We start from the raw sequence: 14861 nt of genomic DNA, 5'->3' as shown, positions 1-14861 counted from the left end.
GGACATGTACGGCATTGCACCTCCCCGTGCAATCACCATCAAGGACGGCCTCGGCCGTCCTTTTTTTGTGCGTTTTTTGCAGCAGCTTGCGCTGCTGTGCGTTGGCGTCTGGTGTGTGAGCGGACTGGCCCAAGAGGTCATTTACCGCTGCGGGCAGGAATACACCAATGCGCCCAAAGACCTGTCTCGGTGCGAGCGGCTGCCTGAGCAGGCCGTCACGGTCATCACCGGCTTGCGCACCCAGCCTGCGCCAGTGGCGGCGACACCTGCTGACCCGATGCCTGATGAGGCGCGCACCAAAGCGGAGCCCTCACGCACGGTAAGCGACCGCCAGAGCGAGCGGGATGTGCAGGCGCGCACCATTCTGGCCCAAGAGCTTGAGCGTGTGCAAAAACAGCACCAAGGCTTGCTGCTCACCTACAACCAAGGCGCTCCACTCAAGTCGGCGGGTGAACAGTCCTCGCCCCGCCAATACCAAGAACGCGTGGCCACGCTCAAAGCTGCCATTGACCGAGCCGAGCGCGACATCGACAGCCTGCAACGCGAGCTGGCGCGACGCCCTGTGGCCTTGAAAGCCGCCAAGCCATGAGCACACCTGTTTCAAGATTCCAGGCCTTTGATTTGTTGGCCACGCCTGTGGCTGTCATGCAAGGTCAAGGTCGGGTGCGGTTTGTCAATGCGGCACTGGAAGACGCTTTGGGCCTTTCCCGTCGCACGCTGTACGACACGCATTTGCCCGACTATTTTGTGGACCCACAGCCCTTGATCATGGCCTTGGCCGGAGCCCAGTCCAACGAGTTTGCTGCGCTTCGCTACGAAGCCCAACTGCGCCGCCTGCACCACGAGGACTCATTGCCCGTGCATGTGATCGTGGCCCCCTCAGACCAGCCCGATGAGGTCATCGTGGAGCTGCTGCCCGTGGAGCAGCAAACCCGTCAAGAGCGCGAAGACCGTCTGTCGGAGCAAGCCCAAGCCAACAAAGAGCTGATCCGCAATCTGGCGCACGAGATCAAGAACCCGCTGGGCGGCATTCGCGGGTCGGCTCAGCTGCTTGAGATGGAGCTGAACGACAAAGAGCTGACCGAATACACCCAAGTCATCATCCACGAGGCCGATCGGCTGCAGACGCTGGTGGACCGTTTGCTGGCCCCACACCGCAGGCCGCATGTGGTCAGTGATGTGAACATCCACGAAGTGTGCGAGCGCGTGCGGGCCCTGATCCTGGCCGAGTTCCCCAAGGGGCTCAAGGTGGTGCGCGACTACGACATCTCGATCCCCGAGTTCCGTGGCGACCGCGAGCAACTCATCCAGGCGGTGCTCAACATCTCACACAACGCGGCGCAGGCCTTGCAAGAACGCATCCTTCAAGGCGATGCGCAGATCACTTTCAAGAGCCGGATCTTGAGGCAAGTCACGTTTGGCAAGCAGCGGTATCGCTTGGCATTGGAATTGCATGTGATGGACAACGGGCCTGGTGTTCCAGACTCGATCAAGGACCGCATTTTCTTCCCGTTGATTTCGGGGCGCGAAGGCGGTTCGGGCCTGGGGCTGACATTGGCGCAAACCTTTGTGCAACAGCACCACGGCATGATCGAATGTGACAGTGAGCCCGGTCGTACGGACTTCAAGATTTTGATTCCGTTGCCTTAATGCACACAAGAGTGCCCACAGAAAGCGTCAAGTTGATGAAGCCGATCTGGATCGTAGACGATGACCAATCCATCCGCTTTGTGCTCGAAAAAGCACTCTTGCGCGAAGGACTGCCCACCCGCAGCTTCACCAACCCACGCGAGGTTTTGAAGGCGCTGGAGGCCGAGGGCGAGAGTGATGGCCCGCAAGTGCTGGTCAGCGACATCCGCATGCCCGGCGGCTCCGGCCTGGATTTGCTGGCCGCCATCAAGCAGCGCATGCCCGGCTTGCCCGTCATCATCATGACGGCGTTCTCTGACCTAGACAGCGCGGTGTCGGCGTTCTCCAGTGGCGCTTTTGAGTACCTGCCCAAGCCTTTTGACTTGCCCAAAGCAGTGGAGCTGATCCGCCGTGCCGTGGGCGAGAGCCAGCGCGAGGACGTGGCCGAAGAAAAAATGGCCGACGCCCCCGAAATGCTGGGCCAAGCGCCCGCCATGCAAGACGTGTTTCGCGGCATCGGCCGTTTGGCGCAAAGCCATGTCACGGTGCTGATCACGGGCGAGTCGGGTTCGGGCAAAGAGCTGGTGGCGCACGCGCTGCACAAACACTCGCCACGCGCCAACCAGCCCTTTGTGGCCATCAACACTGCAGCCATTCCCAAAGACTTGCTGGAGAGTGAATTGTTTGGCCACGAGCGTGGTGCCTTCACGGGCGCACAAGCCTCACGCCGAGGCCGCTTTGAGCAGGCCGATGGCGGCACGCTGTTTCTGGATGAAATCGGCGACATGCCGTTTGACCTGCAGACCCGCTTGCTGCGCGTGCTGTCTGACGGCAACTTCTACCGCGTGGGCGGGCACAGCGCCGTCAAAGCCAATGTGCGCGTGATCGCAGCCACCCACCAAGACTTGGAGCAGTGCGTCAAGGAAGGCGTGTTCCGCGAAGACCTTTACCACCGCCTGAATGTGATCCGCCTGCGTTTGCCCGCGCTGCGCGAACGCCGCGAAGACGTGCCCGCTTTGGCACGCCACTTTTTGCAGCGCAGCGCTCAACAACTGGGTGTGGAGCCCAAGCGCATTTCCGATGCGGCGCTCGACCGTTTGGGCCAGTTTCAGTTTCCGGGCAATGTGCGCCAACTCGAAAACATTTGCCATTGGCTCACCGTGATGGCCCCTGCGCAGGTGATTGAAGTCAAAGACTTGCCACCCGAGGTGCAGGAGTTCCCGGTGGGTGCAGCCCCAGAGTCAGGTGCCTTTGTGGCCTTGTCATCTGGCATAGCCACGCCCCATGCCAGCCTTGCAGCACCCGATACCTATCAGCGCGGCATTGAACAGGATGGCGTCGGTTTGCAGCATGGCATGGGTTCACCCGAAGCCAACCCCACCAACGCTACCACCATGGGCTGGGAGCTTGGCCTGGAACAAGAAGCCTTGGCCTTGCTCAACGCAGGCCGCACCGATGTGTGGGACGAACTGACCCGCCGCTTTGAGCGTAAACTGATCGAGGCCGCCCTTGCCACCACGCGCGGGCGACGCATCGAAGCTGCGCAAAAACTGGGCATTGGCCGCAACACCATCACCCGAAAAATCCAAGAACTGGGCCTGGACGACGCTTGAACGCGGATCGGTCCCGGACGATTCACATGGCTTGTCATCCCGGACTTGATCCGGGATCCATGCCTTCGGTGAAGATGGATACCCGCCTTCGCGGGTATGACATTCAGGTGGGTCCATCCCCTTGTCTGTCATCCCGGACTTGATCCGGGAACCATGGCTTCGGTGAAGATGGATACCCGCCTTCGCGGGTATGACATTCAGGTGGGGTCATCCCGCTGTCTGTCATCCCGGACTTGATCCGGGATCCACGGCTTCGATGGCGATGGATACCCGTCTTCGCGGGTATGACATTCAGGCAAAAGGGTCTTGCAGCACTACGTCGCTCAGGGGCCTGGCCACACAAGGCAGCACGCAGCCCTCGGCTTTTTCTTCGGCCGTGAGTCCGGGCCATTCCATCTCGTAGTGCACCTGGCCGGAGACCAGTTGGCCGATGCAGGTGCGGCAAGTGCCCGATCGGCAGGAGCTCGGCCACTGCAGGCCGCCTTGCTCCAGCGAGTCGAGCAAGCTCTGTGCTTTCCAGGCGTCGAAGCTGCCGCCATCGGGCGCGATGCGGGCATTAAAAAAAGGGATTTCTTGGGACATGGTGGGCGAGTGTAGTGGCTCTTGCGCACAAGGGCCGAGGGCGTTGCGCGGGTTTGCCTTGAGTGACAGCTCAGGACGCCTGTGTGTGCCAAGATGGCCGCTTATTGAACAGCTTGCCGCCCGTGAATCTCCCACCGAACCCGCCCCCAACATCTGCCCAAGCCAGCTGGATCGGGCCCGGTATCGTCTTTGCCGTGCTGGCCATGGCCAGCCTGAGCTTCAGCGACGCCACCAGCAAATGGGTCATGCTCAGCGTCACGCCGCTGATGGTGCTGTGGTTTCGTTACGCGGTGCAGGCCGTGGGCACCGCACTGGTGCTGGCCCCGCTGCGGGGGCGTGCCATGTGGCGCACGCACAGCCTGCGTTGGCAGTTGCTGCGCGGCTTGCTCATGGTCTCGTGCAGCCTGCTGGCTTTTTATTGTTTGCAACGCATGCCGGTGGCCGAGTTCACCGCCACCGTCATGCTCACACCCTTGGTGCTCACGGCGCTGGCCCGCTTTGTCATGAAAGAGCAGGTCTCGCCGCTGCGCTGGCTCATGGTGGTGGGCGGGCTGATCGGGGCCATGCTGGTCATCCGCCCCGGTGGGCAGGTTGACAGCTCGGTCGGCTGGATGGCGCTCACGGTGGTACTGACTTACGCCGTGTTTCAAGCCGTGACCAGCCACATGACCCGCACCGAAGACCCGGCCGTCATGCAGCTCTACACAGGATGGGTGGGCTGGGCGGTGAGCACGGTGTTGGTGTTCAACGCTTGGGTCACGCCGCAAAGCCTGAACGAATGGGCACTGCTGCTCTTGGTGGGCTCGGCCGCCACGCTGGGCCAATACCTGCTGATCGTGGCGTTTTCCAAAGCCCCGGCCTCGGTGGTCTCGCCTTTTCTCTACACCGGGGTCGGTTTTTCCACGCTGATGGGCTGGTGGTTGTTTGACCACATCCCTGACGCGCTGGCCTTCACGGGCATGGGCTTGGTGGTGCTGTGTGGTGTGGTGGCGGGCCGCATCAAGGGCGCAGCCAAGGACTGATCGCTCAGGGCTGGGGGTGATGAACGGCCAAGTACGGCGATAGGGCAGACCACTCGACCGGGGCCTTGAACGCCAAAGCTTGCTCGGTGAAGGGGTGCACAAAGGCCAGCTCTTGCGCGTGCAGCAGCAAGCGGGGGCTGAGGGCTTTGATGTCCGGCGGTGCGTACAGCGAGTCGCCCAGCATGGGGTGGCCGATGCTTTGCATGTGCACCCGCAGCTGGTGGGTGCGGCCCGTGACGGGTTCGAGCTCAATCAGGCTGGCGCTGTCGCAGGTTTGCAGCGCACGCCAGCGGCTGCGGCTGGCTTTGCCATCGGGGTGAATGATGTGCAGCGGGCGGCGTTCCCAGTCCAGCAGGATCGGGCCGTCGATGGTGCGCCAACCCTCTTCGTCAGTCTCCACAGCCGCTTGGGTTTGCTCTGGCTGGCCAGTGACGACGGCCACGTAGCGTTTTTTGACCTGGCGGGTTTCAAACAACTTGCTCAGGCGGCGTTGGGCCTCAATGCCCCGAGCCATGAGCAGCAGACCCGAGGTGTCCTGGTCCAAGCGGTGCACGATCAGGGCTTCGGGGTAACGGTCTTGCACCCGTTTGGACAGGCAATCTTGCTTTTCCGGGCCGCGTCCAGGCACCGACAACAAGCCGCTGGGTTTTTCCAGCACCAGCAGGTGCTCGTCTTCGTGGATCGGGATCATGCAGGGCGGGCCAGGCGGGCAGGGCGCTTGGCCAAAAAAATCACTTGTCTTTGTCTTTGACTTTGCCGCGGGGCGCCACAAAAGTGGACGGGGCCATGGGGCGGTCTGATGTGAACGTCTTGGGGGGTGACGTGTCTTTCTTTGGCTTCTTGGCCATTTTGTTGCTGCGTTGTTCGCCTTTGGCCATGGTGTTTCCTTGGGTTGCATCCCGACTTGGGAAGGCTTGATGTTAAAGCACAAAGCCGCAGAATCTGCGGCTTTGTGTGGGGTGGCCCGAGGGGCTGAGGGCACAGAAAATCTGCCGCCCCAAGCGCCTCAGGTTTTGGCGCTTGTTATTTGACTTCGGTCACAAACTGAGCGGTGGGGCGGCGCACTTTTTTCAGGTTCGCCAACCAGTCGCCTTCGGCGGCGCGGTAGCCCAGGGGCACGATGACCACGCTGCGCAGGCCGCGAGCGCTCAGGCCCAAGATTTCGTCCACGGCTTTCGGGTCAAAGCCTTCCATGGGTGTAGCGTCCACTTCTTCAAAAGCGGCTGCGATCAGGGATGCGCCCAAGCCGATGTAGGCCTGACGTGCGGCGTGCTCGTAGTTCACTTCTGGGGTGCGCGCAGGGTAGTTCTTGAGCAACATCTGGCGGTAGTTTTCCCAGCCTTCGTTGGTGCCGCCGCGTTGTGCGTTGGTCATGTCAAACATCATGTTGATGCGCTCGGCGGTGTAGTTGTCCCAAGCAGCAAACACCAGCAGGTGCGAGCCGTCGGTGATCTGGGCTTGGCCCCAAGCCTTGGGCTTGATCTGTTCGCGCACGGCGGCGTTGGTCACGACGATGATTTCGAAAGGCTGCAGACCGCTTGAAGTGGGGGCCAAGCGGGCGGCTTCGACGATGCGGTCGACTTTGTCTTGGGGCACGACCTTGGTCGGGTCCATTTTTTTGCAGGCATAGCGCCATTCGAGTTTGTTCAGCAAGTCAGACATGGGGGTTCTCTTGGGGTTGAAAGATGCGCGATTGTGGCCTATTACCGCCCTAAGGGCTGTCGCCTCTGGCAAAGCAGCCGCTCAGGCGGGAACTTCTTGCCAAGTGCCTGTGGGCAAATCGTTCAGGTTGTAATGCCCCACGGCGGTGCGGATCAAGCGCAGCGTCGGCAAGCCCACGGCGGCGGTCATGCGGCGCACTTGGCGGTTGCGGCCTTCTCGGATGCACAGTTCCAACCAAGAAGTCGGAATGTTTTTGCGTTCGCGAATCGGCGGGTTGCGGGGCCACAGGTCGACAGGCGGCGGCACAGCGCGGGCGCGGGCGGGCAGGGTGGGGCCGTCGTTCAGCGTCACGCCCCGAGCCAAGGCGGTCAGGGCTTGGTCGGTCACGATGCCCTCGACCTGCACCAGATAGGTCTTCTCCATCTTGAAACGCGGGTCAGCAATCCGGGCCTGCAGTTGGCCGTCGTCGGTCAGCAGCAGCAAGCCTTCGCTGTCGGCGTCCAGCCGCCCGGCTACGTACACGCCGGGCAGGTCGATGTGGTCGATCAGCCCAGTCCAGCGCCCCTCGGGGGTGAACTGGCTGAGCACGCCATAAGGTTTGTTGAAGCGGATCAGCATGGGCGTGAGGGTAGCAGGTCGGTTAGCATCCCCCGCATGAGTACCCAATACGAATGCCTGAAAAGCGCCGACCTGTATGCCGAGGCCTTTGGCGTCGCACCGCCCGAAAAACTGCCCGGCAAAGAAGTCTGGCCGCGCCAGCAAGGCTTGTTCATCCGCAAAGCCGCAGTGGCCTTCACCGAGCCCGACACACATGCGCCAGCAGATGCCGCCCCCGCCAGCCCGCTGGTGCTGGAATTGGCCCAAGGCCAGTTCGGGTTGGTGCCCACCTGGGTCAAGTCGGCGTCAGACGCCAAACTGCGCTCGACCAAGTTGGCGGTCACCCGTTTTGAGACCATGAGCACCGCCACGCCGACACGCGAGACGTGGCTGAATGCGCAGCGCTGCATCATCCCCATGCAAGCGTTTTTGGAAGACGACTGGCGCAGCGGCAAGGCGGTGCCCACACGCATAGCGCGAGTCGATGGCAAACCCATGGGGGTCGCGGGCTTGTGGGAGCGATGGACGCAAGGCGACGAAGAAATTGTGAGCTACACGCTGCTCACGGTGAACGCCAACAGCCACGCGCTGATGAACCGCTATGGCCAAAACGGCAACGAAAAACGCATGCCCGCTATCCTGAACGAAGGCGCTTGGAACGCCTGGCTGACCGCCCCTCTGGACAAAGCCCGCGAGTTCATGCGGGCCTATCCGGCCAACTTGCTGCTGGCCAACCCGGTGCAAAAAAAGTAAAGCCCGCCTTACAGCGACTGCTGGTAACGCGCCAGCATCTGAGCTTGCGTTTCGGCCTCGATCTCTTCGCCTTTGAAGGCACGAATCTGGTCGCGCATCATCTCGGCCATGCTCGGCAATTGCGCACGGTCGGTGTGGCGCGAGGTATCCCACAAGCCAGATCGCATGAAAGCCTTGGCGCAATGCAAGTACACCGACTCCACCGTCACGCGGATCACCAGCGCTGGCGTGCGCCGCGCATCGGCGCACAGCGCCAAGTCGGCCGGGTCGGTGGACAGGACGGCGCGGCCATTCACCCGCAAAGTCTCGTCAAAGCCCGGCACCATGAACAAAGTGCCCAAGCGGCCCGTAGCGACGATGTTCTCCAGCGTGTCCAGCCGGTTGTTGCCCGGCGCATCGGGCAACAAGAGCGTGTGCGCGTCCAGCACCTTGACGAAGCCCGCATCGCCCCCGCGAGGCGAGGCGTCCATGTGCCCATCCGCATCGCTGCTGGCCAGCACCACAAACGGCGACAGCCCGATGAACTGCACCGCATGTGCGTCGAGCGCCGGGATTTCTTTTTTGACAGAACGCTCTCGGGCGGGGCCATAGAGTTCGCGCAGGGTGGTCAGGGTGCTGATGTGATTGGATGTCATGGGGGGACGGCGGTGAGGCGAAATACCCAAATGGGGTTGGTTCATGCCCAGTTTGGGTATTTGGCAAGGGCTAGCTGTGGATATTCTGGCTCAAAGCAATAAATGGCCGCGGCCCCTATCCGAGCGGCAGAGTTAGAACCCCGACCCCGGCTCACTCAAAAACGCCAGCTCCTCGGGCGTGGACTCGCGGCCCAGGATGGCGTTGCGGTGGGGGTAGCGGCCAAAGCGTTCGATGATGGCTTGGTGGCGCAGTTCAAAGCGCAAGGTGTCCTCCATGCCCGGCTGATCAAACAGGACCACCGCTTGTGCGTGCACCAGGGCGGACTCGCTGTGCATGTAGGGCATGTAGGCAAAGCTGCGCTGCGCCAGGGGCAGGCTGCGGTCCTGCCCGCTGGCCACCAGCTCTTGCGCCAGCGCCAAGGCCAGCGCGTCTTGCGCAAAAGCGCGGGGCGTGTCGCGGTAGACATTGCGTGAGAACTGGTCTAGCACCAAGACCTCGGCCAAGCGCCCCTCGGGCGAGGTGCGCCAGGCAAATAACTCACACCGCGCCGCCGCCTCCAGCGTAGTACCGAAGCGGGTGCTGATGGCTTCGTCCAAGGCGGCGTCTTTGGCGAAGTGGTGCTTGGGGGTGAGTTCGGTGAACCAGAAGTTGAGGATGGATTGAGTTTGCATACTTGGGGCAAATGCTGCCTGCACTACACGTAAGTTGAGACCCAGCACATTGAAATGCCCAATTTTGATATTTGACTGTGAAGGCAAAGGTATCTGGTGCACTAACTCTGTTTAAATTTGAGTGTTGTAGGAATCGAAATTGTCACTTCAAAGTTTGCAAATGGCACACCTCCATAATCCATAGTTGTCCTTGTCTGCGGATTAAATGAGGTGCTGGCACCAATCAAATCAGCTAATCGGTTGACATTAAAAAGACCGTATCCATCTCCGGACACTGGTAGTTTTTTTGCTGCTTCTGATCTAAAGCCCTTGGTGCCCAAATAAGTCTTTTCATGGTTTGCTACTAGTGGGCCGATCGAAGAAAAAAATAACTTACAAACCTCGCCTTGAATACTTGCTGAAATTTCTATAGCCCCCCCCTTTGGAGAGTATTTAATGCAGTTAGAAACGAGAAGATCTAAGAGTTGCTCAAAATACGGAATATAGGTTTCCACTACGATGTTGGGAACGTTTGTTATGTCAAGCTTCAACCCAATGCTTGCTAAGTCTCTGCGACGTTTGTGTTTTACTCGCGTGATCTTTGACTGAGGTGGATTCAAGGACGAAGTGCAACACGGTTCAACGAGGCGTGAAACACCTCGTATGGCGTCTTGAATCCGAGCCGCTTTCTGGGCCGGTGATTCAATCTGTTTTCGATCATAGTCAACTCCTCATCGGTGACAGTTTCCATGCGCCGCTTTTTGGGAATGTATTGGCGCAGCAAACCATTGAAGTTCTCGTTGCTGCCGCGCTGCCAGCTGCAATACGGATCGGCAAAGTAAGTCTGGATGCCAAGGGCCTGATCGATGGCCTGGTGATCGGCAAACTCCTTGCCGTTGTCCACCGTCAAGGTCTTCACCCGTGAGTTCACGGGCTTGAGCTTGGCTTCAATGGCCCGGCCCACCAAATCGGCAGACTTGTTGGGCACTTTGGCCAGCACAGCAAAGCCACTCTTGCGTTCTACCAGTGTCACGATGGCTTGTTTGTGAGCCGCGCCAATGACGGTATCTCCCTCCCAGTGGCCCACTTGCTTGCGATCTTCAATGTGACTTGGTCTCTCGCTGATCGGGCGGCGGTTCGGGATCTGGCCACGCCTGTCACGCCCGCACAGGTGGCGTTTGCGCCGGGGCTTTTGGCTGCGCAGGTGCGTGTGTAAATCACCACCGGCAGCCTTGTTCGCATAGACATGCAAATAGACGCTCTCATGGCTGACCGCCACCTTGCCTGCAATCTGCTCGGGGCTCCATTGAATGCCCAGGTAGAAATCCACATCGGACCAGACCTTGGAATCTACACGGCGGGCATTACGGCTGCGCTGTGCTCGCTCAGACGCCTTGGCGCAGGCTTGTTCGGCGCGGTAGCCACGCTGGCCACGACCACGGCTGAGTTCGCGGCTGATGGTGCTGCGGTTCCTGCCCAGGGATCGGGCAATCTCGCTAATGGTCTGTTTGGCTTTCAAAAGGCTGTGAATTTGGTATCGTTCTTCTCGGCTGAGGTGCTTGTACATCTGGCAACTTGGACTTGGCGGTTTGAGTGGCCATGATGCCTTGACATCCTCAGCCACCCATCACCGGGTTCATCTTTGTTGCACCTCGTACTTGAATCCGCCTGAATATCCAATCTGCCTGGAGCGCAGTTTTTTCGCGCATCCTCTGCATTTTCTAGGGTGCTGATCAATACCCAGCCTGAGAAATCTTGCCAATATTCCGCGACTTCATTTATCCCAATTGATATTCGCTCGACGTCAGCGGAAGAGCTACATTTTTTTAGTGCTTCTGTTTGCTTTTGTAAATTTTGCAAACTATTCTGAAGGTCGCGAGACAGAGTGCGGAAGCGCTCGAGAAATTGATTGGACTCAATCACTTTTGATCCCCAATGAACGGGAGGAATACTTGGGCCAGTTCAATGGCTTTCAATCCCACTAATAGGGTTGCTCTCGTGTCAATTCTGGTGGTTGAATCGACAATTACCTGTTTTAGATGGCTTTCGTTGTATGCAGGACGTGCGCTCAGCATTTGACATAGTAAAACATTCTCAACAAATACTTTTTGAACTGCCGATATCTTGTGTTGAGCGAGGCCTAAATGTGTCAAGCGATGCTGAATGAACTCCCATCGATTTTTGGGTCTTGTAAAGATATCCAATACTTCCCGGAAGTTAAATAAAAAGTCATCGACGCTCCATTCCTTCGCAAAGATCCGATCAAGAGTGTCCTGTTTTTTTAGTCTTGTCAGAATCGCACCGGGGTCAGCAGTGTATGCGACTATTACCTTGAGAGGGTGCTTTTTCCGCAAATCCTCAAGAACACTAATTCCCTCTGATCCTGGAAATATTTGGGCGCCAATTCCGTGGATATCACAAACAATAACATCAAAATTTGTCAATTGAATTAGTTTGTGTTTTTCATTTCTCTGAGATATCTTTGAGGAGTAATCATCAAAAACTTGAACGTAACAACCTTCCGCTTCGAGTGCGTTGGTAAAAGGAAAAGGCTGGTCATCAATGATGGCAACCCGGATTTTTGGACGCTCTGCAATTAATGATAATAAATCTAATTCTATAGTATCATAATGTACCGAATTGGATTTCCATTTGGCTAATATCCTGTAGTAGTGATATCTAAGATCAATGTGCACGTTCTCTCCCTTTTTATTGTTTTAATTTCGACTTCAAGGCATTCACTAACTTCCAGTACCCGATAGTTATTCCCCCCAAGAATCCTTCAGCCCTACAGCCAAGTTAAACACTGGCTTGTCGGCCTTGTGGTCCACGCGGTCGGCCACAAAATATCCGTGGCGTTCAAATTGAAATTTCTGGTCGGGTTGCGCATTCGCCAGTGACGGATCCACGATGCCGTGACCACCTTCTGGCTGTCCGGGTTCAGCGAGTGCAAGAAGTCTTTACCACCCGCATCAGAGTGCACACCACAAAAAAGTCGGTCATACGGGCGCATATCTGCGCTCTGGCGAAGGGGCTTGAGTGCCCAAGGCATGTGAGAAGCAGTCAATTGTTCGGCTCCATTGCGCAGCGCCGTTTAGCGATGTCGTGTGCGCTGAATGTTAACCCGTTTAATGAATTTTTAAATACACTTAAAGGATAAAAATTAATTCCAAAGAAATGACAAAATTATATTTATTGTCGAAAATTTTCAAATTTTGCAATAACTAGACCCGATCAGGTGCTGGGCTGTGATCTGGCCCAGCACCGGCTGTGGCTTCACTTCCCCCAGCTGTCCTTCAACCCCGTCACCCGGTTGAACACCGGCTTCGCTCCCGCCACATGATCCAGGCGATCCGCCACAAAGTACCCAAAGCGCTCAAATTGGAACTTCTGGTCCGGCTGCGCAGCGGCCAGTGATGGCTCCACGTAAGCGGTGACGACCTTCAGGCTCTCCGGGTTGAGCGACTGCAAGAAGTCTTTGCCGCCCGCATCAGGGTGCGCGTCGGCAAACAGGCGGTCGTACAGGCGCACTTCGGCCTTCACCCCGTCGGCCACGGCCACCCAGGTGATGGCGGCTTTGGCTTTGACGCTGTCGGCGCCGGGGGTGCCACTCTTGGTGCCGGGGATGACTTTGGCGTGCACTTCGGTCACGTTGCCTGCCGCGTCGCGTGCGCAGCCGGTGCATTCGATCACGTAGCCGCCTTTCAGGCGCACCACGTTGCCGGGGAAGAGGCGTTTGTAGCCCTTGGGCGGCACTTCTTCAAAGTCTTCGCGCTCGATCCACACTTCTTTGCCGATCTTGAACACGCGGTCAGCGGGGGTCATGGCGCCTTCAGTGCCATCTTTCCCATCCTTGCCCTCGGCGATCGCGCTGTGGGGCAGGGCGGGTTGGGTGCAGTCTTCGGTGTAGGCATCTGAGCCAAAGGCTTCGGCCCAGTTGCTCAGCACCAGCTTGACGGGGTCGAGCACGGCCATGCCGCGGTGGGCTTTGTTTTCCAGGTCTTCGCGCAGGCAGCCCTCAAGGGTGCTGTAGTCGATCCAGCTGTCGCTTTTGGTCACGCCAATGCGGTCGGCAAACAGGCGCAGGCTCTCGGGCGTGTAGCCCCGGCGGCGCAGGCCCACGATGGTCGGCATGCGGGGGTCGTCCCAGCCGCTGACTTTGCCTTCACCCACCAGTTGCGCCAGCTTGCGTTTGCTGGTGATCACATAGGTCAGGTTCAGGCGGGCAAATTCGTATTGCTTCGGGCTTGGCGCAGCCAACAGTTTGCATTCGCACAGGCGCTCCATCAGCCAGTCGTAAAACGGGCGCTGGTCTTCAAACTCCAGCGTGCAGATGCTGTGGGTGATCTGCTCAAGCGCGTCTTCGATGGGGTGGGCAAAGGTGTACATCGGGTAGATGCACCATTTGTCGCCGGTGTGGTGGTGCGTGGCGCGGCGGATGCGGTAGATGGCCGGGTCGCGCAGGTTGATGTTGGGCGAGGCCATGTCGATCTTGGCGCGCAGCACGGCCGCGCCGTCAGCCAATTTGCCGTCGCGCATTTCGCGAAAGCGCGCCAAGTTTTCTGCCACGGTGCGGCTGCGGAAGGGGCTGTCCACGCCGGGCTTGCCAAAGTCGCCCCGGTTGGCGCGCATGTCTTCTGCGCTTTGCTCGTCCACATAGGCGTGACCGGCTTGGATCAGCGCCTCGGCTGCGCGGTACATGAAGTCGAAGTAGTCGCTGGCTTGGTAGGGCGCGGCGCTGCCGGCAGCCTGGCCCATTTGGGCCCAGTCAAAACCGAGCCATTTCACGGCGTCGATGATGCTGTTGACGTATTCGGTGTCTTCTTTTTCGGGGTTGGTGTCGTCAAAGCGCAGGTGGCACACGCCGCCGTACTCTTGGGCCAGCCCAAAGTTGATGCAGATGCTTTTGGCGTGGCCCACATGCAAATAGCCGTTGGGCTCGGGCGGAAAGCGGGTGCGGATCTTGGCCGGGTCACTCTGGCCCGCAGCGTGGTGCGCGGCGTCGCCGGGGCTGCCCGCCCAGCGGCGGCTGGCATACGTGCCCTGCTCGATGTCTTTGTCGATGATTTGGCGCAGGAAGTTGCTGACTTTGTGCTCAGCAGAAGTGGCTTTGTCGGTGGGGGTGGTCATAGCGCTTGATTTTAGGGGCTGGCGAGGGGCTGCCCGTGTGGTCGCCGTTACGAATGGACACCACTGTAAAGCTCTGACGGTGCACCAAACCTCTGGCTGACGCGCTAAAGGGGCAGGGAGCATGCTTTCAAGAAAAGCCAACGTGATCAGAGGTACTTTGTCATGCGTTATCCGTTCAAACCGTCTTTTTCAAGAGCCATCGCGCTGCTCGGTCTGCTGGGCTTGGGTCTGGCGCAGGTGGGTTGCGCCCATCCTGTGGTGGTCGAGCCATCGGTGTCGGTGCACTCGCGCATCGGCCATCTACCGGTTTACACCCAGGTGGGGGTGCATGGCCCGGTGATTTATGCCCCACCGCCGCGTGTGATCTACGTCCCGCCACCACCACCTCGGGTGGTTTATGTGCCCCGTGTGTATGCGCCTGTTTATGGCTGGGGGTATGGGTATGACGGTCGTCAAAGGGGCCATGAACGCAGGCACAACCGGCACGATGACCGAGAGTACGGGCGAGGTGGTTGGGACCAACGGCAAGAGGGTCGCCATGATGGTCGGTACGATGGGCGGCGATGATGACGCCATGCTGGCAGCAC

The 14861-nt window shown here is 59.0% G+C and carries 17 protein-coding genes and 1 pseudogene; 6 read left to right on the top strand and 12 right to left on the bottom strand.

Annotated features, from left to right (window positions below):
- Positions 1–4: 4 nt before the first annotated feature.
- Genes ACZ5SR_RS11825 through ntrC form a run of 3 tightly spaced genes read left to right on the top strand, consistent with a single transcriptional unit; the run spans position 5 to position 3242 of the window.
- Positions 5–589: a hypothetical protein gene (locus ACZ5SR_RS11825; RefSeq protein ID WP_464448864.1), complete on the top strand. Its 585-nt coding sequence runs from the start codon at positions 5–7 to the stop codon at positions 587–589.
- Positions 586–1650: a nitrogen regulation protein NR(II) gene (glnL, locus tag ACZ5SR_RS11820; protein WP_464448863.1), complete on the top strand. Its 1065-nt coding sequence runs from the start codon at positions 586–588 to the stop codon at positions 1648–1650. The genes ACZ5SR_RS11825 and glnL overlap by 4 nt, the downstream gene beginning before the upstream one ends.
- 35 nt (positions 1651–1685) lie before the next feature.
- Entirely contained in the window at positions 1686–3242 is a 1557-nt protein-coding gene (ntrC, locus tag ACZ5SR_RS11815) for a nitrogen regulation protein NR(I) (RefSeq protein ID WP_464451045.1), read from the top strand.
- A gap of 291 nt (positions 3243–3533) precedes the next feature.
- Here ntrC and ACZ5SR_RS11810 read toward each other — a convergent pair whose 3' ends face one another.
- Positions 3534–3824, bottom strand: coding sequence for a 2Fe-2S iron-sulfur cluster-binding protein (locus tag ACZ5SR_RS11810; protein WP_464448862.1), 291 nt, complete (start codon positions 3822–3824; stop codon positions 3534–3536).
- A 122-nt stretch (positions 3825–3946) separates the two neighbouring features.
- On the opposite strand from ACZ5SR_RS11810, the gene ACZ5SR_RS11805 reads away from it, so the two are divergent.
- On the top strand, positions 3947–4846 hold the full coding sequence (locus ACZ5SR_RS11805; RefSeq protein WP_464448861.1) for a DMT family transporter: 900 nt from the start codon (positions 3947–3949) through the stop codon (positions 4844–4846).
- A gap of 4 nt (positions 4847–4850) precedes the next feature.
- Here ACZ5SR_RS11805 and ACZ5SR_RS11800 read toward each other — a convergent pair whose 3' ends face one another.
- The 4 genes from ACZ5SR_RS11800 to ACZ5SR_RS11785 all read right to left on the bottom strand — a co-directional run bounded on the left by ACZ5SR_RS11800 (position 4851) and on the right by ACZ5SR_RS11785 (position 7126).
- Positions 4851–5537, bottom strand: coding sequence for an RluA family pseudouridine synthase (locus ACZ5SR_RS11800; protein WP_464448860.1), 687 nt, complete (start codon positions 5535–5537; stop codon positions 4851–4853).
- A gap of 40 nt (positions 5538–5577) precedes the next feature.
- Positions 5578–5724 (bottom strand): hypothetical protein, encoded by a 147-nt coding sequence (locus tag ACZ5SR_RS11795; RefSeq protein ID WP_194943186.1) that lies wholly within the window; start codon positions 5722–5724, stop codon positions 5578–5580.
- Positions 5725–5869: 145 nt separating this feature from the next.
- Positions 5870–6508: an NAD(P)H-dependent oxidoreductase gene (locus ACZ5SR_RS11790; protein WP_464448859.1), complete on the bottom strand. Its 639-nt coding sequence runs from the start codon at positions 6506–6508 to the stop codon at positions 5870–5872.
- Positions 6509–6589: 81 nt separating this feature from the next.
- On the bottom strand, positions 6590–7126 hold the full coding sequence (locus tag ACZ5SR_RS11785) for a pseudouridine synthase (protein ID WP_464448858.1): 537 nt from the start codon (positions 7124–7126) through the stop codon (positions 6590–6592).
- Between the two features lie 36 nt (positions 7127–7162).
- Between ACZ5SR_RS11785 and ACZ5SR_RS11780 the strand changes: the two genes are divergently transcribed.
- Positions 7163–7858 carry an SOS response-associated peptidase family protein gene (locus ACZ5SR_RS11780; protein WP_464448857.1) on the top strand — a complete coding sequence of 232 codons (696 nt, stop codon included), beginning with the start codon at positions 7163–7165 and terminating at the stop codon, positions 7856–7858.
- A gap of 8 nt (positions 7859–7866) precedes the next feature.
- On the opposite strand, the gene ACZ5SR_RS11775 is transcribed toward ACZ5SR_RS11780, so the two are convergent.
- The 7 genes and pseudogenes from ACZ5SR_RS11775 to ACZ5SR_RS11745 form a co-directional block, all read right to left on the bottom strand.
- Complete coding sequence (locus ACZ5SR_RS11775) at positions 7867–8493, bottom strand: pyridoxamine 5'-phosphate oxidase family protein (RefSeq protein WP_464448856.1); 627 nt, start codon at positions 8491–8493, stop codon at positions 7867–7869.
- A 132-nt stretch (positions 8494–8625) separates the two neighbouring features.
- The gene (locus tag ACZ5SR_RS11770) at positions 8626–9165 is read right to left on the bottom strand and encodes a DUF924 family protein (protein WP_464448855.1); all 540 of its coding nucleotides are present in this window, start codon (positions 9163–9165) and stop codon (positions 8626–8628) included.
- Between the two features lie 101 nt (positions 9166–9266).
- A complete protein-coding gene (locus ACZ5SR_RS11765; RefSeq protein WP_464448854.1) occupies positions 9267–9659 on the bottom strand; it encodes an ATP-binding protein in 393 nt (130 codons plus the stop codon).
- Between the two features lie 101 nt (positions 9660–9760).
- Positions 9761–10711: an IS30 family transposase gene (locus tag ACZ5SR_RS11760; protein ID WP_464448415.1), complete on the bottom strand. Its 951-nt coding sequence runs from the start codon at positions 10709–10711 to the stop codon at positions 9761–9763.
- A 352-nt stretch (positions 10712–11063) separates the two neighbouring features.
- Complete coding sequence (locus ACZ5SR_RS11755) at positions 11064–11840, bottom strand: response regulator (RefSeq protein WP_464448853.1); 777 nt, start codon at positions 11838–11840, stop codon at positions 11064–11066.
- 66 nt (positions 11841–11906) lie between these two features.
- Positions 11907–12163 (bottom strand): annotated as a pseudogene (locus ACZ5SR_RS11750) (glutamine--tRNA ligase); the annotation flags it as partial.
- Between the two features lie 257 nt (positions 12164–12420).
- Positions 12421–14274, bottom strand: coding sequence for a glutamine--tRNA ligase/YqeY domain fusion protein (locus ACZ5SR_RS11745; protein WP_464448852.1), 1854 nt, complete (start codon positions 14272–14274; stop codon positions 12421–12423).
- Positions 14275–14436: 162 nt separating this feature from the next.
- Here ACZ5SR_RS11745 and ACZ5SR_RS11740 point away from each other — a divergent pair, with 162 nt between their 5' ends.
- Positions 14437–14841: a hypothetical protein gene (locus ACZ5SR_RS11740; protein ID WP_464448851.1), complete on the top strand. Its 405-nt coding sequence runs from the start codon at positions 14437–14439 to the stop codon at positions 14839–14841.
- Positions 14842–14861 lie beyond the last annotated feature (20 nt).

It is taken from the genome of Limnohabitans sp. TEGF002 (assembly GCF_055395845.1).
This window is presented reverse-complemented; position numbering and strand designations above follow the sequence as displayed.

Coding starts and splice junctions, on each gene's coding strand:
- ACZ5SR_RS11740 (WP_464448851.1), top strand. CDS start 14,437: ATGCGTTATCCGTTCAAACCGTCTTTTTCAAGAGCCATCGCGCTGCTC.
- ACZ5SR_RS11800 (WP_464448860.1), bottom strand. CDS start 5,537: ATGATCCCGATCCACGAAGACGAGCACCTGCTGGTGCTGGAAAAACCC.
- ACZ5SR_RS11780 (WP_464448857.1), top strand. CDS start 7,163: ATGAGTACCCAATACGAATGCCTGAAAAGCGCCGACCTGTATGCCGAG.
- ACZ5SR_RS11825 (WP_464448864.1), top strand. CDS start 5: ATGTACGGCATTGCACCTCCCCGTGCAATCACCATCAAGGACGGCCTC.
- ACZ5SR_RS11775 (WP_464448856.1), bottom strand. CDS start 8,493: ATGACATCCAATCACATCAGCACCCTGACCACCCTGCGCGAACTCTAT.
- glnL (WP_464448863.1), top strand. CDS start 586: ATGAGCACACCTGTTTCAAGATTCCAGGCCTTTGATTTGTTGGCCACG.
- ntrC (WP_464451045.1), top strand. CDS start 1,686: ATGAAGCCGATCTGGATCGTAGACGATGACCAATCCATCCGCTTTGTG.
- ACZ5SR_RS11795 (WP_194943186.1), bottom strand. CDS start 5,724: ATGGCCAAAGGCGAACAACGCAGCAACAAAATGGCCAAGAAGCCAAAG.
- ACZ5SR_RS11760 (WP_464448415.1), bottom strand. CDS start 10,711: ATGTACAAGCACCTCAGCCGAGAAGAACGATACCAAATTCACAGCCTT.
- ACZ5SR_RS11810 (WP_464448862.1), bottom strand. CDS start 3,824: ATGTCCCAAGAAATCCCTTTTTTTAATGCCCGCATCGCGCCCGATGGC.
- ACZ5SR_RS11790 (WP_464448859.1), bottom strand. CDS start 6,508: ATGTCTGACTTGCTGAACAAACTCGAATGGCGCTATGCCTGCAAAAAA.
- ACZ5SR_RS11770 (WP_464448855.1), bottom strand. CDS start 9,165: ATGCAAACTCAATCCATCCTCAACTTCTGGTTCACCGAACTCACCCCC.
- ACZ5SR_RS11745 (WP_464448852.1), bottom strand. CDS start 14,274: ATGACCACCCCCACCGACAAAGCCACTTCTGCTGAGCACAAAGTCAGC.
- ACZ5SR_RS11785 (WP_464448858.1), bottom strand. CDS start 7,126: ATGCTGATCCGCTTCAACAAACCTTATGGCGTGCTCAGCCAGTTCACC.